Source organism: Citrobacter freundii complex sp. 2025EL-00176 (assembly GCF_053309355.1).
This window is the reverse complement of record NZ_JBRYHT010000001.1, coordinates 206,159-230,280: the sequence shown is the minus strand read 5'-3', so window position 1 is coordinate 230,280 and position 24,122 is coordinate 206,159. Positions and strand designations below refer to the sequence as shown.

Sequence of the window (24,122 nt, the reverse complement as noted above, 5' to 3'; positions counted from 1 at the left end):
CTTTTTATCTCAATTACTCCATATTAATTAACCGCCCAACAGGAGGCTGAAAGAAAAAATTCAACTCACTTTATAATTTTTAAAATTTATTTTTATTTGGATAATCAACAAGTTACTCCGTAATCGCATAAAAACCATGCGTCTTGCGGGCCTATAAGCCAGGCGAGATATGATCTATATCAAATTCTCATCTATAATGCTTTGTTAGTATCTCGTCGCCGACTTAATAAAGAGAGAGTTAGTGTGAAAGCTGACAACCCTTTTGATCTTTTACTCCCTGCTGCAATGGCCAAAGTTGCCGAAGAAGCAGGCGTCTATAAAGCAACGAAACATCCGCTTAAGACGTTCTATCTGGCAATTACTGCCGGTGTATTCATTTCAATTGCCTTTGTTTTCTATATCACTGCCACTACCGGTACCGGTACTATGCCTTTCGGCATGGCAAAATTAGTCGGTGGTATCTGCTTTTCCCTGGGGCTGATTCTTTGTGTTATCTGCGGTGCAGACCTCTTCACCTCAACCGTACTGATTGTTGTTGCTAAAGCCAGTGGTCGTATTACCTGGGGACAGTTGGCTAAAAACTGGCTTAACGTTTATGTCGGCAACCTGATTGGCGCCCTGATCTTCGTGTTACTCATGTGGCTTTCCGGCGAGTATATGACCGCCAACGGCGCGTGGGGACTCAATGTCCTGCAAACAGCCGACCACAAAGTGCATCATACTTTTGTTGAGGCGGTAAGCCTCGGCATCCTGGCTAACCTGATGGTGTGTCTGGCCGTATGGATGAGCTACTCAGGTCGCAGCCTGATGGACAAAGCGTTTATCATGGTATTACCGGTCGCAATGTTTGTTGCCAGCGGTTTTGAGCACAGTATCGCAAACATGTTTATGATCCCTATGGGTATTGTAATACGCGATTTCGCCACCCCGGAATTCTGGACCGCTGTCGGTTCTTCTCCGGAGAATTTTTCTCACCTGACCGTGATGAATTTCATCACCGATAACCTGATTCCGGTTACGATCGGTAACATTATCGGCGGCGGTTTGTTGGTCGGGTTGACATACTGGGTCATTTACCTGCGTGGTAACGATCATCATTAATCTGTTGATGCCCATTACACGTAGTAAATAAAAAATCCACTTAAGAAGGTAGGTGTTACATGTCCGAGCTTAATGAAAAGTTAGCCACAGCCTGGGAAGGTTTTACCAAAGGTGACTGGCAGAATGAAGTAAACGTACGTGACTTCATTCAGAAAAACTACACTCCGTATGAGGGTGACGAGTCCTTCCTGGCTGGCGCTACAGACGCGACCACCAAGCTGTGGGACAGCGTAATGGAAGGCGTTAAACAGGAAAACCGCACTCACGCGCCTGTTGACTTTGACACCTCCGTTGCTTCTACCATCACTTCTCACGACGCTGGCTACATCAACAAAGCGCTTGAGAAAATTGTTGGTCTGCAGACTGAAGCTCCGCTGAAACGTGCGATCATTCCGTTCGGCGGCATCAAAATGGTTGAAGGTTCCTGCAAAGCGTACAATCGCGAACTGGACCCGATGCTGAAAAAAATCTTCACCGAATACCGCAAAACCCACAACCAGGGCGTATTCGATGTTTATACCAAAGACATTCTGAACTGCCGTAAATCCGGTGTTCTGACTGGTCTGCCAGATGCGTATGGCCGTGGCCGTATCATCGGTGACTACCGTCGCGTTGCGCTGTACGGTATCGACTACCTGATGAAAGACAAATACGCTCAGTTCGTCTCTCTGCAGTCCGATCTGGAAAACGGCGTAAACCTGGAAGCGACTATCCGTCTGCGTGAAGAAATCGCTGAACAGCACCGCGCGCTGGGTCAGATCAAAGAAATGGCGGCTAAATATGGCTGCGATATCTCTGGTCCGGCTACCAACGCTCAGGAAGCTATCCAGTGGACTTACTTCGGCTACCTGGCCGCAGTTAAATCTCAGAACGGCGCAGCAATGTCCTTCGGTCGCGTATCCACCTTCCTGGATGCCTACATCGAACGTGATATCAAAGCAGGCAAAATCACCGAACAAGACGCTCAGGAAATGATTGACCACCTGGTCATGAAACTGCGTATGGTTCGCTTCCTGCGTACTCCGGAATATGATGAACTGTTCTCCGGTGACCCGATTTGGGCAACTGAATCTATCGGTGGTATGGGCGTTGACGGCCGTACTCTGGTTACCAAAAACAGCTTCCGCTTCCTGAACACCCTGTACACCATGGGTCCTTCTCCGGAGCCGAACATCACCGTTCTGTGGTCTGAAAAACTGCCTCTGAACTTCAAGAAATTCGCCGCTAAAGTGTCCATCGACACCTCTTCTCTGCAGTACGAGAACGATGACCTGATGCGTCCGGACTTCAACAACGACGATTACGCTATCGCTTGCTGCGTAAGCCCGATGGTTGTTGGTAAACAAATGCAGTTCTTCGGTGCGCGTGCAAACCTGGCGAAAACCATGCTGTACGCAATCAACGGCGGCGTTGATGAAAAACTGAAAATGCAGGTTGGTCCTAAATCTGAACCGATCAAAGGCGACGTTCTGAACTTCGACGAAGTGATGGACCGCATGGATCACTTCATGGACTGGCTGGCTAAACAGTATGTCACCGCGCTGAACGTTATCCACTACATGCACGACAAGTACAGCTACGAAGCCTCTCTGATGGCGCTGCACGACCGTGACGTTATCCGCACCATGGCGTGTGGTATCGCAGGTCTGTCCGTTGCTGCTGACTCCCTGTCTGCAATCAAATATGCGAAAGTTAAACCGATTCGTGACGAAGACGGCCTGGCTGTTGACTTCGAAATCGAAGGCGAATACCCGCAGTTTGGTAACAACGACTCTCGCGTAGATGACATGGCGGTTGACCTGGTAGAACGTTTCATGAAGAAAATTCAGAAACTGACTACTTACCGTAACGCTATCCCGACTCAGTCTGTTCTGACCATCACCTCTAACGTGGTTTATGGTAAGAAAACCGGTAACACCCCAGACGGTCGTCGTGCTGGCGCGCCGTTCGGACCTGGTGCTAACCCAATGCACGGTCGTGACCAGAAAGGTGCTGTTGCCTCTCTGACTTCCGTTGCTAAACTGCCGTTTGCTTACGCTAAAGATGGTATCTCTTATACCTTCTCTATCGTTCCGAACGCACTGGGTAAAGACGACGAAGTTCGTAAGACCAACCTGGCTGGTCTGATGGATGGTTACTTCCACCACGAAGCATCCATCGAAGGTGGTCAGCACCTGAACGTGAACGTCATGAACCGTGAAATGCTGCTGGATGCGATGGAACATCCGGAAAAATATCCGCAGCTGACCATCCGCGTTTCTGGCTACGCAGTACGTTTTAACTCCCTGACTAAAGAACAGCAGCAGGACGTTATTACTCGTACCTTCACTCAGACCATGTAATTGGTTTTGACTGAAATCGTACTTTAAAAAGCGTACAATAAAGGCTCCACGTAAGTGGGGCCTTTTTAATAGCCTGCTTTGTCAGCTATCTATACTTATGGATAGCAGCCAAAACAGACTCGACACAGTTAATAACTGTGCACTAACACAGGCCCCGGATGGGCCACATCTGGAGAAACACCGCAATGTCAGTTATTGGTCGCATTCACTCCTTTGAATCCTGTGGCACTGTTGATGGCCCGGGCATCCGTTTTATTACCTTCTTCCAGGGCTGCCTGATGCGCTGCCTGTATTGCCATAACCGTGACACATGGGATACGCACGGCGGCAAAGAAGTCACCGTCGACGAATTAATGAAAGAGGTGGTGACCTATCGCCACTTTATGAACGCATCCGGTGGCGGCGTAACGGCGTCTGGCGGAGAAGCTATCCTGCAAGCTGAATTCGTACGTGACTGGTTTCGCGCCTGTAAAAAAGAAGGCATTCATACCTGCCTGGACACCAACGGTTTTGTTCGCCGCTACGATCCGGTAATTGATGAACTTCTGGAAGTCACCGACCTGGTGATGCTCGATCTCAAACAGATGAACGACGAAATCCACCAGAATCTGGTGGGTGTGTCTAACCATCGCACGCTGGAATTCGCTCGTTACCTGTCGAACAAAGACATCAAAGTGTGGATCCGTTACGTGGTAGTGCCGGGCTGGTCTGACGATGACGACTCCGCGCACCGTCTGGGCGAGTTTACCCGCGATATGGGCAACGTTGAAAAAATCGAGCTGCTGCCTTACCACGAGCTGGGCAAACACAAATGGGTGGCGATGGGTGAAGAGTACAAACTCGATGGCGTGAAGCCGCCGAAGAAAGAAACCATGGAACGCGTAAAAGGCATCCTGGAGCAGTACGGTCATAAAGTGATGTATTAAGCCTTGCGGTGGGTAACAAACCTGTTACCCACCTAATACCTTCTTAAGGTCCTCTTCTCGCCAAAAGCGGGAAAATCAATCCCAGTCCAACCAGTACACCTGTTCGCATCCTGTTAAAACAGGTCAAATATGCGCGATAGAATTGGGCGTGTGACCCGTCTTGCGCAGCAGCATCAGTAAATAAATAAACGATACGCTGGCAATCATGATAAACAGCAGGCTATCTGAATAATTCTGCATCAGCATTGCGGTAAACGAAGGACCCAGCAGACTGCCAACGGTATAGCTTAATAGCAAAGCCTGATTCATGGCGACCAGTTGATGATGTTCCACTTTTTCACAGGCCCAGGCCATCGCGACCGGATAGAGAGTAAAACCTGCCGCACCCAACATAAATAATGCGGGGACCATCGCCGCCTGATTCAGCATCGCAATACTCGCGACGATCACCACAAACACCTGGACGCGTAAAACCAGCAGGCGCCCCAGTTTATCCGCCAGGCGGCCAATCGGCCATTGCCCCAGAATACCGGCGCTAACCAGAACCGCCATCCAGAAACCAATACTGGCATTGCTCACTCCCTGATGGTTGAGATACAGCGGCATCAAACCATACAACGAACCCAGAACAATCCCGGAAATAATACAGCCATTCACACCCAGACGCGCCTGTCGCAGTTTCAGCATCGATACAATAGGGTTGGAGTGCTGTTCATTACCCTGCTGATTAGCAATCCGCGTAAAGAGTAGCGGTAAAACGCCAGCCAGAATAGTTCCTGTCACCCACGGCAGGACGTTCATCAATTCTGTTGAAACTTTACTGACCAGCAACTGCCCTAAAAACGTCCCCACGTAATAGATCATCATATAGGCGGCAAGCAAACGCCCGCGATTACGCGAAGTTCCGCTGCACATCAGCGCACTTTCTACTACCACCCAAATCATGGCGCAGCCAACGCCGGCAATAAAGCGCCAGCTCATCCAGCTCCAAAATCCAACCATAATCCCCAGCCCGACACAGCCCGCGGCAAAAATAAACGAGGCGATGTAATAGCTGCGATTAAATCCAAGGTGTTTTATTAAATACCCGGTTAGCAACGTCCCTACCAGATTGCCGGTAAAGTAGGACGAGCTCACCATACCGACCTGCCAGGTTGGCAGATTTTCATGGGCGAGCCAAAGCGGGACGAGCGTGTTTAACACGGCGATCGCCAGGGTCAACAGAAGCAGCCCGCACAGCAGTAGCATGACGGGACGGGTATAGGTAGACATGAATAAAAACCGTGAGGAAGCTCAAATTTCATGCGCATCATGCCACTGCTAAAAACATTGTCAATCGGCGCAATCAGAGGGCTGGGGCGCTTTATGGACGATCGATTCGTATTACTGATTCTTAATATGAATGGATAAATAACAGAAAAACACATCTGCTTGTTTTTATTGATCTAAAACAAAAATGTCACCTTCCGTTCAGTCGAAAAATTTCATGGACTCCCCTTACTTTTATTTCTTACTAAACTCTATGCGGGATGCTGAGCTGCATTGTCTTCAAAATAGAACAGTGAGTTCTTATTTATGGATCTAATCCGAATATCGTTCTTTCTGTAGACTTAAACTCATCAAATTTTCCCCACTGATGCTGAACAGGAGAAATATCATGACTAAACCTTACGTAAGACTTGATAAAGATAATGCGGCAGTATTGCTGGTCGACCATCAGGCTGGCTTGCTCTCTTTGGTTCGGGATATCGATCCCGATAAATTCAAGAATAACGTGCTTGCCCTGGGTGACCTGGCAAAATACTTCAAGCTCCCGACTATTCTGACCACCAGTTTTGAAACAGGACCTAACGGACCGCTGGTACCTGAGCTGAAAGCGCAATTCCCCGATGCGCCTTATATTGCGCGCCCGGGAAACATTAACGCGTGGGATAACGAAGATTTTGTGAAAGCCGTAAAAGCGACCGGTAAAAAACAGCTGATTATCGCTGGTGTCGTGACGGAAGTTTGCGTCGCCTTCCCAGCACTCTCCGCGATAGAAGAAGGATTTGACGTCTTTGTCGTCACTGATGCTTCGGGTACATTTAACGAAATCACCCGCCATTCAGCATGGGATCGGATGTCGCAGGCTGGCGCGCAACTGATGACGTGGTTCGGCGTCGCGTGTGAGCTACACCGTGACTGGCGTAACGATATCGAAGGTCTGGCGACGTTGTTCTCTAATCACATTCCAGATTATCGCAATCTAATGACCAGCTACGACACGTTAACCAAACAGAAGTAAAAACCTAGCGTGACATAATGCCGGATGACGCGCAGCCTGAAGGCCTACGGATCGTGTAGGCCGGATAGGTGCGAGCCGCCATCCGGCCTGGTATGGATTAGCTTGCAACCGCCATGCCGACAGTCATATGCAGGCCATAGAACACGCCACGACCAATCAGCTCACCGACTATCAGCAGAATAAATGCGACGGAAAGCAGTGGTATTGCGGGTTGATAACCTTTTACTTGCGGAACAATCCAGCAGCACAGCGCTAACGCTAGTGCCACGATCCGCCAGGCCATCAGCGAGCCATAATCCGGAACCAGCGCAGACGCCTGTTGAATCGAACTGTGGATCGTCGCCAGTTCAGCACCCTGCATTACAGCCATAATGGCGCTCACAACCAGAGCAAGCACTGAAATGGCTGGCAGCAGACGCATCGCCCAACCGTCAACACCTGCAATTCTCAATAGCAGATATCCCAGCAGCGGACCGCCCATAAACAGCGTCAGGAAGAAACCCAGCGGCGTCCAGACGCTATACCAGGTCGGCACGGTATCAATGGTGTTATACACACGCACCATCATCCAGACAAAAACGACGCCCAGTACCATGGTGACAACTAACCACAGATTGCGTAATGCGGGCGGCATTTTTTTCAACATCGCCAGCAGCCAACCGATGCCGCCAATGGCAAAGAACACTGAACCGCTGGCGATTTCATTACTCAGCGCAGAAGCGCCTACGCGATTTAGCGAGTTAAAGGCACGCATCGGCGAGCCCAGGTGGAGCATAGAAGCAATAAAGCCAATGCCCATCAGTACCCACAGCCCGAACATGCAGGCGATTACCCGCTGCTGCGATTCAGGACGTAAGTCCCCTTTCATTAACGCCAACGCTAGGACGATAAAGCCACCAACCACACACTGTCCGAAGACCGTGAAGATCATCAGCGGCCATTCATGCCATCCACTTCCCATCTTACACCTCCTTCGGATTGGCCAGATAACCCGTGGTATCCCCGGTCGGGCGGCTATTGGCATTAGGTTTGATGACAATACTCGGCTTGGTAAAGTGCGCGCCCGGCAGTGGTGCAACAGCGGCCAGAGTGCCGTGTTTTTTGCGCAATTCGTCAATCGGACCGAAATCCAGCGCACGCAGTGGGCAGGACTCGACGCAGATAGGTTTCTTACCTTCAGCAACGCGCTCATGGCAGCCATCGCATTTGGTCATATGTCCTTTCTCCGCATTGTACTGAGGCGCACCGTAAGGACAGGCCATATGGCAATACCGACAGCCAATGCACACATCTTCATCCACCACGACAAAGCCGTCGTCACGTTTGTGCATCGCGCCGCTCGGACATACCTTGGTGCAGGCCGGGTCTTCACAGTGGTTACAGGCAATGGAGAGGTAATAGGCAAAGACGTTTTGATGCCAGACGCCATTGTCTTCTTGCCAGTCGCCTCCCGCATACTCATAAATGCGGCGGAAACTGACATCCGGGGTTAAATTTTTGAAGTCTTTGCAGGCCAGTTCGCAGGTTTTGCAACCGGTGCAACGGCTGGAATCAATAAAAAATCCATACTGGGTTGTCATCGGTTACTCCTTACACCTTTTCAACCTGAACCAGGTTCGTATGTGACGGATTCCCCTTCGCGAGAGGAGAAGGACGTTGAGTCGTCAGGACGTTAATACAGCCGCCCTGATCCACGCGCTTCGTGTCCGGGTCGTACCAGGCCCCTTCGCCCAATGCCACCACGCCGGGCATCATACGCGGCGTCACTTTCGCTTCGATATGCACCTCGCCACGATCGTTAAAGATGCGTACCTTGTCACCGTTATTAATGCCACGTCGCTGCGCATCCAACGGGTTGATCCACATTTCCTGGCGGCAGGATGCCTTCAGGACATCTACGTTGCCATAGGTCGAGTGGACGCGGGATTTGTAGTGGAAGCCGGTCAGTTGCAGCGGGAATTTCTCCACCAACGGATCGCTTAAGCTTTCAAAGCCAGGGGTATAAATCGGCAATGGATCGATCACATCACCTTCCGGCAGTTCCCAGGTTGCCGCGATCCCGGCAAGCTGCTGCGAATAAATTTCGATCTTACCCGACGGCGTGGTGAGCGGATTGGCTTTGGGATCCTCACGGAATGCTTTGTACGCAACGTGATGCCCTTCAGGATCTCGCTGCTTAAAGATGCCTTGTTTGCGGAACTCTTCAAACGTGGTCAGTTCAGGAATGGCCTTGCGCGACTGCTCATACAGATGACGCATCCACTCTTCCTGAGTACGACCTTCGGTAAACTGCTGCTCGACGCCCAGGCGTTTCGCCAGCTCGCTGGTCATCTGGTAGATAGTCTTGCATTCGAAACGTGGTTTGATCGCCTGATCGGTGAAAATCACGTAGGACATGTTTCCGCAGGACGCATCCAGCGCGAAGTCCATCTGCTCGGAAGCGGTGCAGTCCGGCAGTAAAATATCCGCATATTTCGCCGAGGAGGTCATATGGCAGTCGATGACAACGATCATCTCGCACTTCTTCTCATCCTGCAGGATTTCGTGCGTGCGGTTGATATCAGAGTGCTGGTTAATCAGGCAGTTACCAGCATAGTTCCAGATCATTTTAATCGGAACATCAAGCTTATCTTTGCCGCGAACGCCGTCACGCAGCGCCGTCATCTCCGGGCCACGATCAATAGCGTCCGTCCACATAAACATTGAGATGCTGGTTTCAACAGGGTTTTCCAGCGTGGGCATACGCTCAAACGGCAGACTGTATGAGCCCTCACGCGCACCGCTGTTGCCGCCGTTGATACCAACGTTACCGGTCAGAATGGCCAGCATAGAGATAGCGCGGGTCGCTATTTCACCGTTAGCATGACGCTGCGGCCCCCACCCCTGGCTGATGTATGCCGGTTTAGCGCTGCCAATTTCACGCGCCAGTTTGATGATACGGTCAGCGGGAATACCAGTAATCTGCGCCGCCCATTCCGGGGTCTTGGCAATACCGTCTGTCCCCTGTCCAAGAATATACGCCTTATAGTGGCCATTCTTCGGCGCGTCGGCCGGCAAGGTGTTCTCGTCGTAACCCACGCAGTATTTGTCGAGGAACGCCTGGTCCACCATGTTTTCGGTGATCAGGACGTACGCCAGACCATTAACCAACGCCGCATCTGTACCAGGACGGATCGGGATCCATTCATCTTCACGCCCCGCGCCGGTATCGGTATAGCGGGGATCGATAATAATCATCCGGGCATTGGATTTCTGGCGCGCCTGTTCCAGGTAATAGGTTACCCCGCCCCCGCTCATACGGGTTTCGCCAGGGTTATTACCGAACAGCACCACCAGCTTGCTGTTTTCGATGTCGGACGGACTGTTACCGTCGGCCCAGCCGCCGTAGGTGTAGTTCAACCCGGCAGCGATTTGTGCCGAAGAGTAGTCCCCGTAGTGATTCAGATAACCACCACAGCAGTTCATCAGACGTGCCACCAGGGTTTTACCCGGCGGCCAGGAGCGCGTCAGGGTGCCACCCAACGTGCCAGTGCCATAGTTCAGATAGATAGATTCGTTACCATAGTCTTTAATCAGACGCTGCATGTTGCTGGCAATAATCTCGTACGCCTCATCCCAACTGATGCGCTCAAATTTACCTTCGCCGCGCTTACCGACGCGTCTCATCGGGTATTTCAGGCGATCGGGATTATAAACGCGACGACGCATGGAGCGACCGCGCAGACAAGCACGCACCTGGTGCAGACCGTCATAGTTGTCATCGCCGGTGTTGTCGGTTTCGACATATTTTATTTCACCGTCTACCACATGCATCCGCAGTGGACAGCGGCTACCGCAGTTCACCGTACATGCGCTCCAGATGACTTTCTCGTTGCGCTGCGTGGGATTAATGGCTTCAGCGGCATTTGCAATACGGGTAAATGGCAGGGTAAACGCGCTACTGGCCACCGCCAGTCCGCCTATCGCCGTCGTTTTTACCAAACCACGGCGACTAACCTCAGTTGCCAGCACGGCATCGGGGATCTCAGTTTTCATAGGGGCTCACTCTGCTGCTCACAATAAACCAAAAATAAATACTCGTTGTATATATTTTTATATATCGATAGTATTAAGATACAGACTGGTAGATACTGACTTTCATTTGAAGGCAGTATTACTCCTATGTGGGTAGTGGTTATTGTCCGACGTCAAATGGGCATAAAAAAAGCGCCCGGAGGCGCTTTTTCGCTTAGAAAGGTAGCTTAGCCAATGAATTCCAGGCCATTCATGTACGGACGTAATACTTCCGGAACCTGAATGCGGCCATCCGCCTGCTGATAGTTTTCCATTACCGCCACCAGCGTACGTCCAACTGCCAGACCGGAACCGTTCAGCGTATGCACCAGACGGGTCTTTTTGTCGGATTTGCTGCGGCAACGCGCTTGCATGCGACGAGCCTGGAAATCCCACACGTTGGAGCAGGAAGAGATTTCGCGGTAGGTATTCTGCGCCGGGATCCACACTTCCAGATCGTAGGTTTTGCATGCGCCGAAGCCCATGTCGCCGGTGCACAGAATGATCTTACGGTACGGCAGACCCAGAAGCTGAAGAACCTTCTCGGCGTGGCCGGTCATCTCTTCCAGCGCGTCCATTGAGTCTTCCGGACGAACAATCTGCACCATCTCAACTTTATCGAACTGGTGCATACGGATCAGACCGCGGGTATCACGACCGTAAGAGCCTGCTTCAGAACGGAAGCACGGCGTATGCGCGGTCATTTTGATCGGCAGCGCATCTTCGTCAATGATCTCGTCACGCACCAGGTTAGTCAGCGGAACTTCTGCCGTTGGGATCAGCGCGTAGTTACTGCTGTCTGCTTCTTCGTCCAGCGGACGGGTATGGAACAGATCGCCAGCGAATTTCGGCAGTTGCCCGGTACCGTACAGCGTGTCATGGTTAACCAGATACGGAACATAGTTTTCGCTGTAACCATGCTGTTCGGTATGCAGATCCAGCATGAACTGAGACAGCGCACGATGCATACGTGCGATCTGCCCTTTCATGACCACGAAACGAGAGCCGGTCAGCTTCACCGCAGCGGCGAAATCAAGACCCGTGTGCATTTCACCCAGGGTAACGTGATCGCGGACTTCGAAATCAAACTCACGCGGTGTACCCCAACGGCTGACTTCGACGTTGTCATTTTCATCTTTACCCACCGGAACTTCATCCGCTGGCAGGTTTGGAATGGTCAGCGCAATGTCGCGGATCTCGGCCTGTAAGGTCTCAAGTTCAGCTTTCGCGGCATCCAGCTCTTCGCCCAGTTTGTTCACTTCCAGACGTAAAGACTCGATATCTTCCCCGCGCGCTTTTGCCTGGCCAATGGATTTCGATCGAGAGTTACGCTCTGCCTGCAGGTTTTCAGTTTGTACCTGCAGAACTTTACGACGCTCTTCAAGAGCGCGCAGCTTATCTACATCCAGCTTAAAGCCCCGGCTTGCCAGTTTTTCTGCGACTGCGTCTGGCTCATTACGCAGCAGATTGGGATCGAGCATGCTTATCCTGTGCTTATCGAATTAAAATGGGAAAAGTGACCACAGCCTGCGGTCACAGGGATACAGAGACAACATTACCGCAACGATAACACTAACGGTAGCGTTTTATAGGGCTATTTTGATCCTGTCCGGCGAGCCAGGCGAGCTTTTCGCCAATCTTGCCTTCAAGACCTCTGTTTGTGGGGCGATAATAGCGCGTTTGTGCCATTTCCTGGGGGAAGTACTCTTCTCCGGCGGCATAGGCATTTGGCTCATCATGAGCGTAACGATATTCCTGACCGTAGCCCATCTCTTTCATCAGCTTAGTCGGCGCATTGCGCAGGTGAACGGGAACGTCGTAATCCGGACGTTCACGGGCATCGGCCAGTGCGGCCTTGAAGGCGGTGTAAACCGCGTTACTCTTCGGCGCACAGGCCAGATAAACAATCGCCTGAGCGATTGCCCGCTCGCCTTCCGCGGGTCCCACGCGGGTGAAACAATCCCATGCGGAAATCGCCACCTGCATAGCGCGAGGGTCGGCATTGCCCACATCTTCAGAGGCAATCGCCAGACAGCGACGGGCAACGTACAGCGGATCGCCACCCGCGGTAATGATCCGCGCATACCAGTAGAGCGCCGCATCCGGGGCGCTACCGCGTACCGACTTGTGTAAGGCGGAGATGAGATCGTAAAAACGATCGCCTTTATTATCAAAGCGCGCGCTGCGTTCACCGGCAATTTCGGTAAGCAATTCCGCTTTTAATACGCGCTTGCCGGAATCATCAACTTCGGCCATATCGGCCATCATTTCCAGCGTATTCAGCGCCCGCCGCGCATCACCATTAACCAGTTCGGCAATCGCCCGACGCGTCTCTTGTGGCAGAACAATATCCTGCCCACCGTAACCCCGCGCTTTATCAGACATCGCCTGATCCAGCACCTGTTCAATATCGTCGGTGGTTAACGATTTCAGTAAATAAACGCGCGCCCGCGACAGCAGTGCCGAATTCAGTTCAAACGAGGGGTTTTCGGTGGTAGCGCCAATAAACGTAATCGTACCGTCTTCAATATGCGGTAAAAACGCATCCTGCTGACTTTTATTAAAACGATGGACTTCGTCCACAAACAGTATGGTGCGTCGACCCGCGTTACGGTTCTGACGCGCACGCTCAATCGCTTCACGAATTTCTTTCACGCCAGAGGTGACAGCCGAAATTCGTTCAACATCGGCGTTAGCGTAACGGGCAATGACTTCGGCAAGGGTGGTCTTACCCGTTCCCGGCGGTCCCCATAAAATCATGGAGTGCAGGTGCCCGGCCTCTATGGCGCGCGGCAAGGGCTTACCCGCAGCCAGCAGATGCTGCTGGCCGATATACTGCGCTAAATTTTCTGGCCGCATACGCGCGGCCAGTGGCTGAAAGGTATTATCAGAAAAGTCGAGCGACAGATTGCTCACTCACACGCCTCTATTTACGTTGATCGTCAACCGTTACACCTTGCGGTGGGGTAAAGGTGAATTTTGAGGGTTCAATCGCACCATTCTGCTGCGATTTCAGCTGATAGCTGCTGCGCTGATCGTCTTGCTCAACGGCGCTAAATTGATGGATTGTCCCGTCACGCCCAACATTGATCGTAAACTGTTTCAGGTTACCGCTGCTGGTCTTCGGCGTCAGCACAAAATCATCGCCGTTTTGCTTAATGTTGTACTGCTGCCAGTCGCTGGCTTGGTTACGCGCAATCAGCATGAACGGCGTGTTGCCCGTGGCGTCTTTCAGCCAGGTCGCGGTAGCTTGTTCAACAAACGGGTTAAAGAACCACAGCGTTTTACCATCGGAAACCAGAATGCTCTCGTCAGGCTGCGTCATGTGCCAGTTAAACAGATTTGGACGTTTAACCCATAAATCACCCTGACCTTCCTGCACTGCCGCGCCACTACCGTCCGTAACCTTCTGCGTAAAGCTGGCATGGAAGCTACTGACTTTATCCAGGCGGCTTTTCAGGTCGCTGGCAGCGTCAGCCCAGACGCTGCTAACTACAAAGCTCGACAGTAATGCACAGGTGATTGCGATTCTTTTCATCGTTATTCCTCAAAATACGTCACTCCCAACGGGGAGATCCCTCTGCTATCCATTTCAGGCCAAAAATAAGCATGAGGAAAGTAGAAAATACTGAATTACTTAACTTTGCAATCAATCGAAGGGCGGCGGAGCCAACACTTCACGATTACCATTATGCCCTTGCTCGCTGACAATTCCCTGCGCTTCCATCTGTTCGATGATGCGCGCCGCACGGTTGTAGCCGATCCGGAACTGACGTTGAACACCGGAGATGGAAGCTTTGCGTTTCTGGGTAACAAAGTTCACCGCCTGATCGAACAACGGATCTAACTCTTCGCCACCATCAAAGCCACCAGCGCCACCTTCGCTTTCGCTGTCTGAGGTAATACCATCAACATATTGCGGACGCCCGCGCGCTTTCCAGTCCTGAACCACCGCGTGAACTTCTTCATCACGAACAAAGGCGCCGTGTACACGCACAGGAATCGTCGAGTTCGGTGCCGAATAGAGCATGTCGCCCATACCCAACAGCGATTCCGCGCCGCCCTGGTCAAGGATAGTACGCGAGTCAATTTTGCTGGACACGGTAAAGGCAATACGCGTCGGGATGTTCGCTTTAATCAGACCGGTAATGACGTCAACGGATGGTCGCTGGGTTGCCAGCACCAGGTGGATCCCCGCCGCACGCGCTTTTTGCGCCAGACGTGCAATCAGTTCTTCCACTTTCTTACCTACGGTCATCATCAGATCGGCGAATTCGTCCACCAGCACAACGATATACGGCAGTTTTTCCAGAACCGGATGCTGAACGTCCATGCTGTCCCCCGGCTTCCAGTACGGGTCTGGAATCGGACGTCCCATACGGGCAGCTTCAGCAATTTTCTCGTTATAACCTGCAAGGTTACGTACGCCAAGCGCTGACATCAGCTTGTAACGACGTTCCATTTCATTGACGCTCCAGCGCAGCGCGTTGGCAGCATCTTTCATGTCGGTCACAACTTCAGTCAGCAGATGCGGGATGCCTTCATAAACCGACAGCTCCAGCATTTTCGGGTCAATCATGATAAAGCGAACGTCTTCAGGCTGGGCCTTGTACAGCATGCTGAGGATCATGGCGTTCACCCCAACCGACTTACCGGAACCGGTAGTCCCTGCCACCAGCAGGTGCGGCATTTTCGCCAGATCGGCAACAACCGGTTCGCCCGCAATATCTTTACCCAATACCACAGTCAACGGAGACGAGTTATCACGGAATTTCGCGTTATCTAACACTTCGCGCAGATAAACGGTTTGCCGTTTTTTGTTCGGTAATTCCAGACCGACATATGGTTTGCCAGGAATGACCTCGACCACACGAACGGCAGCGGTCGACAACGAACGCGCCAGATCTCGCGACAGGTTGGAAATGCGCGCGGCTTTAACGCCTGGCGCCAGATTGAGTTCAAAGCGGGTGATAACCGGGCCAGGAGAGTAGTTCACTACATCGGCTTTAATACGGAAGTCCGCCAGACGCGCTTCCACCAGACGAGCCATTTGTTCCAGTGCAAAAGTATCAATCGGCTCAACTTCACTCGGCGGCGGCGTCAGCAGATCTAACGATGGCAGCGGCGTACTCGGACGCTGAACCGGACGACTGTCGCCGTTACGCATCAACAGTGGATGGATCAGGCTATCCTGCGGCGGTGTAACAGGCTGTGCCGGCTGCTGGTAATGTTGCTGCGGCGCAACAGGCTGTGCCGGCTGCTGGTAATGCTGCTGCGGTGCAACAGGCTGTGCCGGCTGCTGGTAATGCTGCTGCGGTGCAACAGGCTGTGCCGGCTGCTGGTACTGCTGCTGCGGTGCGGCAGGCTGTACCGGCTGCTGATAATGCTGCTGCGGTGCAACTGGCTGTGCCGGCTGCTGGTACTGCGGCGCAGGCTCCGGCATCACGCCAGGCGTAAACAGCGGCTCATGCGGACCGTCATCCACCAGCGTTTTTATTGGCGAAAATTCAAAGTCATCAAGCGAGAACGGATTCGCCCCGGCAGGCTGTTCGCCGGAATAGCGCTGCTGCTGGGAAGAGGCAAACTGGCGAGCCAGTTCCGCTTCTGCGGCCGTATCTTCGTCATCAGTCTGACGGGTATCGTCCTGATAGTCGTCGCCATAGCGGTGCTGCTGAGACTGAGCAAACTGACGTGCCAGCTCATCCTGCTGCATTGCATCAATCTCATCGTCACTGTACGCATCGGTATCAAGCTGCTCTTCGCGAGCTTTCTCTTCAGCCATACGCTGTGACGGCAGTTTTATGCCATACGATGCCAATTCCCGACGAGTAGGCACGCGCACACGATTCGGACGCGGTAACTGCGGGCCAATTCCTTCCTTCACCTGCGGACGCGGCGCACCGCTACCCGCCAGGCTAAAGACAGGCGCTGCGGCAGCGGCACCTGCCCCCAAAGCGGCACTTTTCACGCCGGCAGCCAGCGGCGCAACGGCGGCAACAGACTCAACGGGCGGAATGGAGGCAGTCGTCGGCATAGATGGCATCGACGGCTTAACACGCTCAGGTTCCTGAGCGGGTTCTGGAATAGGCTGATACCAGGCGGCCAACTGCTCACGCTCGCGCGCTCGTTTCTCTTCGACTTCTTCAAAATAGTAGAGCGGCGGACGAGAGGGTTTCGTCTCCTCAACAACTGGCTCAGGTTCCACCACGGAAGGTTGTTCAACCACAGGTTGCTGGAACGTGGAAGGTTGTTGGAAGCCAGGCTGCTGCTGATAGACAGGTTGCGGCTCAGGCTCCGGCTGATAAACAGGTTCCGGCTGCCAGTTTTGCTGCGCGGTGAATTCCTGCGGCTGCGGCGCGACGGGTTGCGCATAAACAGGCTCAGGCGTCTGCGGCGCGTAATATTCCGGCTGTGGATTCTCCTGTGCAACCGGCTGTTGCCACGGCTCATACGGCTGCTGCACCGCAGGCTGAGCGTACTGGGCTGGCTGCGGATAACCTTCAGGCGCAGGCGCAATCACCGCATCACCGGTTTGCGGGCCAGGCGCGGATTGCCAGGCAACGGCTGGCGTCGATTGTTCCATTACGGTGCTGGTCACTGGCGACGTTTGCAACAGCGGATCAACCGGCGCGCTCCAGGCCTGAGATGCCGTTGTGGCTGCTGCTGCGGCAGCTACTGGCTCTGTCACCGAATGGCCGTTCAGCAGTGGATCGAGCTCGTCGTATTCAGGCAATGTTGCCCGATTACCGGAAAATAGCACATCGTTCGGATCGGCGACCACGCCACGTGCGCTGTATTCAATGTCATCTTCATCATCCATGCGTTTGCCGGAGAACAGCGCAGCATCAGTATGACGACCCAGCGGATTGGTAAATTTCTCAGCCAGACGTTTACGGCGCGCTAACGCACCGCGCAGAATTCGAGCCCGACGCGATTCGTTTGGTTTGCCATCAGCGGCGTCGACAAACTCTTCTTCATCTTCATATTCTTCGTCATCGACCCAGGTATCGTCGCGGCGAGTACGGTTGCTGGCAAATGTCAGGATATTGAGTAACCAGCCGCCCAGTTTTTCCGCAATGCTCACCCATGACCAGCCGGTAAACAGCGTTAATCCCGCAGCCCAGATGCACAAAAGCGTAAGGGTACCGCCACTACTATGCAGTAATGGCTGCAGCGTAGTGCTGAGCAGGCTGCCAATCACCCCGCCAGAGGCGAAATACCAGATGTCATCGGCGTTAATTGCGGCCAGCCCGCAAGAAGTGAGGATCAGCGCCAGAACGCCAATAATGCGCAGTGAAACGGCAAAATAATCGACGTATTCGTCGCTGGCCTGGTGTCGCCAGGCAAACCAGCAGCCGCCGACAATAATGACCGGAATGGTGTAGGCCATGACGCCAAAAATAAAGAACAGCGTATCCGCCAACCATGCACCGGGAATGCCTCCCAGGTTATGGATCGGTTCATGCCATGCAGTTTGCGACCAACTGGGATCCGAAGGGTTAAAGCTGAGTAAGGCAGCCATCAACCAGACGGCCAAAAGGGCAATAAGGATCAGTAGCGCTTCCAGAAGTCGGCGCCCGCTGCTTAACTTCGTCAATGTGACGTCTTTGTCTTCAGTGTATTCCTGGCTCAAAAACGGCTCTCCAGGTTTCAGGCTTTTCCTGCCCGATGCTAAAACGGACAACAGCACCGGGTTGCCCCGGCACTGTTGCTGTATGGATTAACAGGAGTGTAATCAAACTGCGTCGATTTTGCACCTGTTCCGTGTTAGCGCGTCTTAATTACCAGACGATTGCTCTGTTTGACTTCTTCCATTACTACATAAGTACGTGTGTCATTTACGCCAGGCAGACGCAGCAGGGTTTCCCCCAGCAGCTTACGGTATGCTGACATATCCGGTACGCGTGTTTTCAGCAAATAGTCGAAATCACCGGAAACCAAATGACACTCTTGAATTTCTTCAAGTTTTTGTACTGCAGAGTTAAATTGTTCAAACACATCCGGGGCGCCACGATTCAGAGTTATCTCAACAAAAACCAGAAGTGATGCATCCAGATAATGTGGGTTTAACAGCGCTGTATAGCCCTGAATGAAACCCTGTCTTTCCAACCGACGCACACGCTCAAGGCAAGGCGTTGGTGAAAGTCCCACACGTTTAGAAAGCTCGACGTTAGAAATACGCCCATCCTTTTGCAGCTCATTAAGAATGTTACGATCGATACGGTCGAGATCTTTGCCAGGGCGCTTCTTACTATCTACCATTATTATTGTCTCTCTGTATTCCTTCCCTACTCCTGCCTGACTCTACTAACATCACTGTTCAGAGTCGCTCCCCATCAAAATAAACCGCAACCCAGAGGGATTTACGGCTCGCAATGTCTGGGTTTATGGTGAGAAGACCGTTGCCTGTCGGCGGCTATCGACATCACGAATGGCATCTGTCCACACCATGCGTAGATTTCGCTAACACGGTAAACATGGTATCTACATGCATGATTATGCAGCACATACATGACACAGTTTTTTTCTTCCTTGAATGTTTTCGCAAAACAGCAGGGGATTGTCAAAGCAAAACATCGATTTTTAGTACAACATGCCAGTTATTCAGTCGCGGTGATGGAAATTCGTCATTTTATCACCTTATAACTGACCGATTTTAAGTAGAAATCGTTATAGTGTTACGACTAAATCTGCCGTTCATCGGTTTCCGCTATTACACATATTGTTAACAAAATCGCCATACTCTTTTTTTACGCCTGTAAATTCCCTACAATCCTGCTCATTGCCTGCCAACAACTATGGGGATCTCATGGGCGCAACCAAACACAGTAAACTTCTTATTCTGGGCTCAGGCCCTGCGGGGTATACCGCTGCGGTCTACGCTGCACGCGCTAACCTGCAACCGGTACTGATTACCGGTATGGAAAAAGGTGGTCAGCTGACCACAACAACAGAAGTGGAAAACTGGCCTGGCGATCCGCACGATCTTACCGGCCCGCTGCTGATGGAACGTATGCACGAGCATGCGACCAAATTTGAGACAGAAATCATTTTTGATCACATTAGCAAAGTTGATTTGCAAAACCGCCCTTTCCGTCTGACCGGCGACAGTGGTGAATACACCTGTGACGCATTGATCATCGCCACCGGCGCGTCAGCCCGTTACCTGGGCTTGCCTTCAGAGGAAGCATTTAAGGGCCGCGGCGTTTCCGCTTGTGCCACCTGCGACGGTTTCTTCTACCGTAACCAAAAAGTTGCGGTGATCGGCGGCGGTAATACCGCTGTTGAAGAAGCGTTGTATCTGGCGAATATCGCGTCTGAGGTACATTTGATTCACCGTCGCGACAGCTTCCGTGCTGAGAAAATTCTTATCAAGCGTTTGATGGATAAAGTTGAAAACGGCAACATCGTGCTGCACACGCACCGTACGCTGGAAGAAGTGACTGGCGATCAAATGGGCGTAACCGGACTGCGCCTGCGCGATACGCAAAATACTGACAACGTTGAATCACTTGACGTTGCGGGATTGTTTGTCGCCATCGGCCACAGCCCGAATACCGCCATTTTCGACGGTCAGCTCGAACTGGAAAACGGCTACATTAAAGTTCAGTCCGGTATTCACGGCAATGCGACGCAAACCAGCATTCCAGGCGTCTTCGCAGCCGGTGACGTGATGGACCATATTTATCGCCAGGCAATCACTTCTGCGGGCACGGGTTGTATGGCTGCGCTTGACGCAGAACGTTATCTCGACGGTCTGGCAGACGCTTGCAAATAAGTTTTACAAATCAGTAACAAAAGTAAAAAAGGCGACTATAAGTCGCCTTTATTTTTGCCTCGTTGTAACATTGTCCTGCCCAAAAATTCCAATAACTCACCTGCTAAGCGTGCAATGAATAAAACCCGTCAAAAAGAGCTGACCCGCTGGTTAAAACAGCAAAGTGTAATTTCCCAACGATGGCTGAATATTTCACGCCTGCTGGGGTTCGTGAGCGGCTTGTTAATTGTCGCTCAGGCGTGGCTTATGGCCCGAATTCTGGACCATATGATCATGGGCAATATCCCCCGAGAGGCGCTTCTGCTCCCTTTCATCGTGCTGATTTTGGTTTTCATCCTGCGCGCATGGGTCGTCTGGTTACGCGAACGCGTCGGGTTTCACGCCGGGCAACATATTCGCTTTGAGATTCGTCGCCAGGTTCTCGATCGCCTGCAGCAGGCGGGTCCGGCCTGGATACAGGGTAAACCAGCCGGGAGTTGGGCGACCCTGATCCTCGAGCAGATTGACGATATGCATGATTACTATGCACGTTATCTGCCGCAAATGGCGCTGGCCGTATGCGTTCCCCTGTTGATTGTGGCGGCCGTGTTTCCGTCAAACTGGGTAGCCGCGCTTATTCTGCTCGGAACCGCCCCGCTGATCCCGCTGTTTATGGCGATGGTCGGTATGGGCGCAGCCGACGCTAACCGCCGCAACTTTCAGGCGCTTGCCCGACTCAGTGGTCATTTCCTCGATCGCCTGCGGGGTATGGAAACGCTGAGAATATTTGGTCGCGGTGAAGCCGAAACCGAAAGTATTCGCGCCGCATCGCAGGATTTCCGCCAGCGCACCATGGAAGTCCTGCGCCTGGCATTCCTGTCATCTGGCGTCCTTGAATTCTTTACGTCGCTGTCTATTGCGCTGGTCGCAGTTTACTTCGGTTTTTCCTACCTCGGAGAGCTCGACTTCGGTCACTACGGCATGGGCGTGACGCTGGCGTCCGGTTTCCTGGCGCTCATTCTGGCACCGGAGTTTTTCCAACCCCTGCGCGATCTCGGGACGTTTTATCACGCCAAAGCGCAAGCCGTTGGAGCAGCAGACAGTCTGAAAACCTTTATGGAAACCCCGCTGGCGCACCCTGAGCGTGGTGAGATTGAGCTGGCGACGAAAGATGCCGTTTCAATTGAAGCGCAAGACCTGATCATCACCTCGCCGGAAGGCAAAGTGCTCGCGGGGCCGCTCAACTTTTCCCTGGCAGCTGGTCAACGTGCGGTGTTGGTGGGTCGTAGCGGCTCCGGAAAAAGTTCGCTGCTGAATGTTCTGTCCGGTTTTCTTTCTTATCAGGGATCGCTGCGGATTAACGGTTTTGAACTACGCGACCTGTCACCTGACTCCTGGCGCAAACAGCTGTCCTGGGTTGGGCAAAACCCGCAGCTTCCTGCCGCCACGTTACGCGATAACGTACTGCTGGCACGGCCAGATGCCAGTGAAGAACAGCTTCAGGCCGCTCTCGACAGCGCCTGGGTGAGCGAGTTTTTACCGCTGCTGCCGCAGGGCGTAGATACGCCAGTCGGCGATCAGGCGGCCCGACTTTCTGTTGGTCAAGCGCAGCGCGTGGCCGTGGCGCGCGCCTTACTTAATCCGTGTCAGTTACTTCTGCTGGACGAACCCGCAGCCAGCCTTGATGCTCATAGTGAACAACGCGTGATGCAGGCATTGAACGCAGCATCGCGCCGCCAGACCACGCTGATGGTGACACACCAGTTGGAAGATCTTGCCGACTGGGACGCTATCTGGGTCATGCAGGACGGTCAGATCGTTGAACAAGGTAGCTGGGCTGAACTTAGCGCTGCCAACGGTGCTTTTGCAACACTACTGGCTCATCGTCAGGAGGATATCTAAATGCGCGCTTTGCTACCCTATCTGACGCTGTATAAACGTCATAAATGGATGTTAACGCTGGGCATCGTTCTGGCGATCGTTACGCTGCTGGCAAGTATTGGCTTGCTGACGCTCTCAGGTTGGTTCCTGTCTGCTTCTGCGGTGGTCGGCGTCACCGGAATTTACAGTTTTAACTATATGCTCCCCGCAGCGGGCGTCCGTGGTGCGGCAATCACCCGAACCGCAGGCCGTTATTTCGAGCGTCTGGTCAGCCACGACGCCACGTTCCGCGTGCTGCAACACCTGCGTATTTATACCTTTAGCAAGCTGCTACCGCTCTCCCCTGCCGGCCTGTCCCGCTATGGACAAGGTGAATTACTTAACCGCGTCGTGGCTGATGTCGACACGCTTGATCACCTTTATTTACGCGTTCTGTCTCCGTTGGTGGGCGCGTTTGTTGTCATCATGGTAGTCACGCTGGGACTGAGCGTTCTCGATTTCACGCTGGCTGTCACCCTCGGCGGTATTATGCTGCTGACCTTATTCATTCTGCCTCCACTCTTTTATCAGGCAGGCAAAAGTACCGGGCAAAGCCTGACGCATCTGCGTGGGCAATATCGTCAGCAGTTAACCTCCTGGCTGCAGGGCCAGGCTGAATTGACCATCTTCGGCGCCAGTGAACGCTACCGCGCTCAAATGGAAGCTACCGAATTGCAGTGGCATGAAGCGCAGCGACGTCAGTCCGAATTAACGGCACTGTCGCAGGCGGTCATGCTGTTAATCGGCGCGCTGGCGGTGATTATGATGTTATGGATGGCCTCAGGCGGCGTGGGCGGAAATACCCAGCCAGGCGCGCTAATTGCGCTGTTTGTCTTCTGTGCGCTGGCTGCGTTTGAGGCATTAGCGCCCGTCACCGGCGCGTTTCAGCATCTCGGCCAGGTTATTGCCTCTGCATTACGCATCACCGAACTGACTGAACAGCAGCCAGAAGTCACCTTCCCGGATACCGAATCTCCGGTTTCTGAGCCGCTCACCCTTACCCTACGTGAGGTTTCCTTCAGCTATCCGGGGCAGGCGCAAAAAGCCCTCGATACTCTTTCACTGGAGGCCAAACCCGGTGAGCACATTGCTATTTTGGGTCGTACCGGCTGCGGAAAATCAACGTTGCTGCAATTGTTGACCCGCGCATGGGATCCGCGAAGTGGCGAAATCCTGATTAACGATCGACCGCTTTCAGCGTTGAATGAAGCCACACTGCGCCAAATCATCAGCGTCGTGCCACAGCGCGTACATCTGTTTAGCGCTACGCTTCGCGACAACCTGCTGCTGGCAGCACCGCACGCCAGCGATGAAGCGTTATCCGCGATCCTGTGCCGCGTCGGTCTGGATAAACTGCTTGAAGGCGATGGACTCAATGCCTGGTTGGGTGAAGGTGGTCGCCAGCTTTCAGGCGGCGAGCTCCGTCGTCTGGCTATCGCCCGCGCCTTGTTGCACGATGCTCCACTGATGCTGCTGGATGAGCCTACCGAAGGGCTTGATGCCACAACAGAAAGCCAAATGCTTGAATTAATTGGCGATGTGATGCGGGATAAAACCGTGCTGATGGTCACCCATCGTCTGCGCGGATTGTCGCGTTTTGATCAAATAATAGTGATGGACAACGGACAAATTATTGAGCAAGGTAATCACGCAGATCTGTTAGCCAGGCAGGGGCGTTATTACCAGTTTAAGCAACGTCTGTAAGCTATTATTGAACGATCAAACTCGCGTAGTGGAGT

Annotated in this window: 16 protein-coding genes; 7 read left to right on the top strand and 9 right to left on the bottom strand. The window is 52.7% G+C overall.

Annotated features, from left to right (window positions below):
- The first annotated feature begins 243 nt into the window (after positions 1-243).
- The 3 genes from focA to pflA all read left to right on the top strand — a co-directional run bounded on the left by focA (position 244) and on the right by pflA (position 4,369).
- Entirely contained in the window at positions 244-1,101 is an 858-nt protein-coding gene (gene focA, locus ACVXHP_RS01110) for a formate transporter FocA (protein WP_200007024.1), read from the top strand.
- Positions 1,102-1,160: 59 nt separating this feature from the next.
- The gene (gene pflB / locus ACVXHP_RS01105) at positions 1,161-3,443 is read left to right on the top strand and encodes a formate C-acetyltransferase (protein ID WP_103768937.1); all 2,283 of its coding nucleotides are present in this window, start codon (positions 1,161-1,163) and stop codon (positions 3,441-3,443) included.
- Positions 3,444-3,628: 185 nt separating this feature from the next.
- The gene (gene pflA / locus ACVXHP_RS01100) at positions 3,629-4,369 is read left to right on the top strand and encodes a pyruvate formate lyase 1-activating protein (RefSeq protein ID WP_003035751.1); all 741 of its coding nucleotides are present in this window, start codon (positions 3,629-3,631) and stop codon (positions 4,367-4,369) included.
- 123 nt (positions 4,370-4,492) lie between these two features.
- Here the strand turns inward: pflA and ACVXHP_RS01095 are convergent, their stop codons facing one another.
- Positions 4,493-5,641, bottom strand: a complete 1,149-nt coding sequence (locus tag ACVXHP_RS01095) for an MFS transporter (RefSeq protein ID WP_447570705.1) — start codon at positions 5,639-5,641, stop codon at positions 4,493-4,495.
- Positions 5,642-6,026: 385 nt separating this feature from the next.
- Between ACVXHP_RS01095 and ycaC the strand changes: the two genes are divergently transcribed.
- Positions 6,027-6,653 (top strand): isochorismate family cysteine hydrolase YcaC, encoded by a 627-nt coding sequence (ycaC, locus tag ACVXHP_RS01090; protein ID WP_016152433.1) that lies wholly within the window; start codon positions 6,027-6,029, stop codon positions 6,651-6,653.
- Positions 6,654-6,750: 97 nt separating this feature from the next.
- On the opposite strand, the gene ACVXHP_RS01085 is transcribed toward ycaC, so the two are convergent.
- From ACVXHP_RS01085 to lrp, 8 genes are all read right to left on the bottom strand, one after another.
- Positions 6,751-7,614 (bottom strand): dimethyl sulfoxide reductase anchor subunit family protein, encoded by an 864-nt coding sequence (locus tag ACVXHP_RS01085; protein WP_447570704.1) that lies wholly within the window; start codon positions 7,612-7,614, stop codon positions 6,751-6,753.
- A gap of 1 nt (position 7,615) precedes the next feature.
- Positions 7,616-8,233 (bottom strand): DMSO/selenate family reductase complex B subunit, encoded by a 618-nt coding sequence (locus tag ACVXHP_RS01080; RefSeq protein ID WP_304697672.1) that lies wholly within the window; start codon positions 8,231-8,233, stop codon positions 7,616-7,618.
- Between the two features lie 10 nt (positions 8,234-8,243).
- Positions 8,244-10,688 (bottom strand): dimethylsulfoxide reductase subunit A, encoded by a 2,445-nt coding sequence (gene dmsA / locus ACVXHP_RS01075; RefSeq protein WP_447570703.1) that lies wholly within the window; start codon positions 10,686-10,688, stop codon positions 8,244-8,246.
- Between the two features lie 206 nt (positions 10,689-10,894).
- Positions 10,895-12,187, bottom strand: coding sequence for a serine--tRNA ligase (gene serS / locus ACVXHP_RS01070; RefSeq protein WP_200007034.1), 1,293 nt, complete (start codon positions 12,185-12,187; stop codon positions 10,895-10,897).
- Positions 12,188-12,278: 91 nt separating this feature from the next.
- Positions 12,279-13,622 (bottom strand): replication-associated recombination protein RarA, encoded by a 1,344-nt coding sequence (gene rarA / locus ACVXHP_RS01065; RefSeq protein ID WP_304697670.1) that lies wholly within the window; start codon positions 13,620-13,622, stop codon positions 12,279-12,281.
- 10 nt (positions 13,623-13,632) lie between these two features.
- Positions 13,633-14,244, bottom strand: a complete 612-nt coding sequence (lolA, locus tag ACVXHP_RS01060; protein WP_003831898.1) for an outer membrane lipoprotein chaperone LolA — start codon at positions 14,242-14,244, stop codon at positions 13,633-13,635.
- Between the two features lie 111 nt (positions 14,245-14,355).
- Entirely contained in the window at positions 14,356-18,339 is a 3,984-nt protein-coding gene (gene ftsK, locus ACVXHP_RS01055; protein WP_447570702.1) for a DNA translocase FtsK, read from the bottom strand.
- Between the two features lie 134 nt (positions 18,340-18,473).
- The gene (gene lrp, locus ACVXHP_RS01050; RefSeq protein ID WP_002439523.1) at positions 18,474-18,968 is read right to left on the bottom strand and encodes a leucine-responsive transcriptional regulator Lrp; all 495 of its coding nucleotides are present in this window, start codon (positions 18,966-18,968) and stop codon (positions 18,474-18,476) included.
- A gap of 547 nt (positions 18,969-19,515) precedes the next feature.
- On the opposite strand from lrp, the gene trxB reads away from it, so the two are divergent.
- From trxB to cydC, 3 genes are all read left to right on the top strand, one after another.
- The gene (gene trxB / locus ACVXHP_RS01045; protein ID WP_003831889.1) at positions 19,516-20,484 is read left to right on the top strand and encodes a thioredoxin-disulfide reductase; all 969 of its coding nucleotides are present in this window, start codon (positions 19,516-19,518) and stop codon (positions 20,482-20,484) included.
- A gap of 114 nt (positions 20,485-20,598) precedes the next feature.
- Positions 20,599-22,365: a heme ABC transporter permease/ATP-binding protein CydD gene (gene cydD / locus ACVXHP_RS01040; RefSeq protein WP_447570701.1), complete on the top strand. Its 1,767-nt coding sequence runs from the start codon at positions 20,599-20,601 to the stop codon at positions 22,363-22,365.
- The gene (gene cydC, locus ACVXHP_RS01035; RefSeq protein WP_447570700.1) at positions 22,366-24,087 is read left to right on the top strand and encodes a heme ABC transporter ATP-binding protein/permease CydC; all 1,722 of its coding nucleotides are present in this window, start codon (positions 22,366-22,368) and stop codon (positions 24,085-24,087) included.
- The last annotated feature ends 35 nt before the right edge of the window (positions 24,088-24,122 follow it).

Bases quoted from the DNA above. Each gene is read 5' to 3' on its own strand.
- lrp (WP_002439523.1), bottom strand. From the start codon at position 18,968: ATGGTAGATAGTAAGAAGCGCCCTGGCAAAGATCTCGACCGTATCGAT.
- ACVXHP_RS01085 (WP_447570704.1), bottom strand. From the start codon at position 7,614: ATGGGAAGTGGATGGCATGAATGGCCGCTGATGATCTTCACGGTCTTC.
- pflA (WP_003035751.1), top strand. From the start codon at position 3,629: ATGTCAGTTATTGGTCGCATTCACTCCTTTGAATCCTGTGGCACTGTT.
- trxB (WP_003831889.1), top strand. From the start codon at position 19,516: ATGGGCGCAACCAAACACAGTAAACTTCTTATTCTGGGCTCAGGCCCT.
- ACVXHP_RS01080 (WP_304697672.1), bottom strand. From the start codon at position 8,233: ATGACAACCCAGTATGGATTTTTTATTGATTCCAGCCGTTGCACCGGT.
- lolA (WP_003831898.1), bottom strand. From the start codon at position 14,244: ATGAAAAGAATCGCAATCACCTGTGCATTACTGTCGAGCTTTGTAGTT.
- cydD (WP_447570701.1), top strand. From the start codon at position 20,599: ATGAATAAAACCCGTCAAAAAGAGCTGACCCGCTGGTTAAAACAGCAA.
- dmsA (WP_447570703.1), bottom strand. From the start codon at position 10,688: ATGAAAACTGAGATCCCCGATGCCGTGCTGGCAACTGAGGTTAGTCGC.
- ycaC (WP_016152433.1), top strand. From the start codon at position 6,027: ATGACTAAACCTTACGTAAGACTTGATAAAGATAATGCGGCAGTATTG.
- cydC (WP_447570700.1), top strand. From the start codon at position 22,366: ATGCGCGCTTTGCTACCCTATCTGACGCTGTATAAACGTCATAAATGG.
- serS (WP_200007034.1), bottom strand. From the start codon at position 12,187: ATGCTCGATCCCAATCTGCTGCGTAATGAGCCAGACGCAGTCGCAGAA.
- pflB (WP_103768937.1), top strand. From the start codon at position 1,161: ATGTCCGAGCTTAATGAAAAGTTAGCCACAGCCTGGGAAGGTTTTACC.
- ACVXHP_RS01095 (WP_447570705.1), bottom strand. From the start codon at position 5,641: ATGTCTACCTATACCCGTCCCGTCATGCTACTGCTGTGCGGGCTGCTT.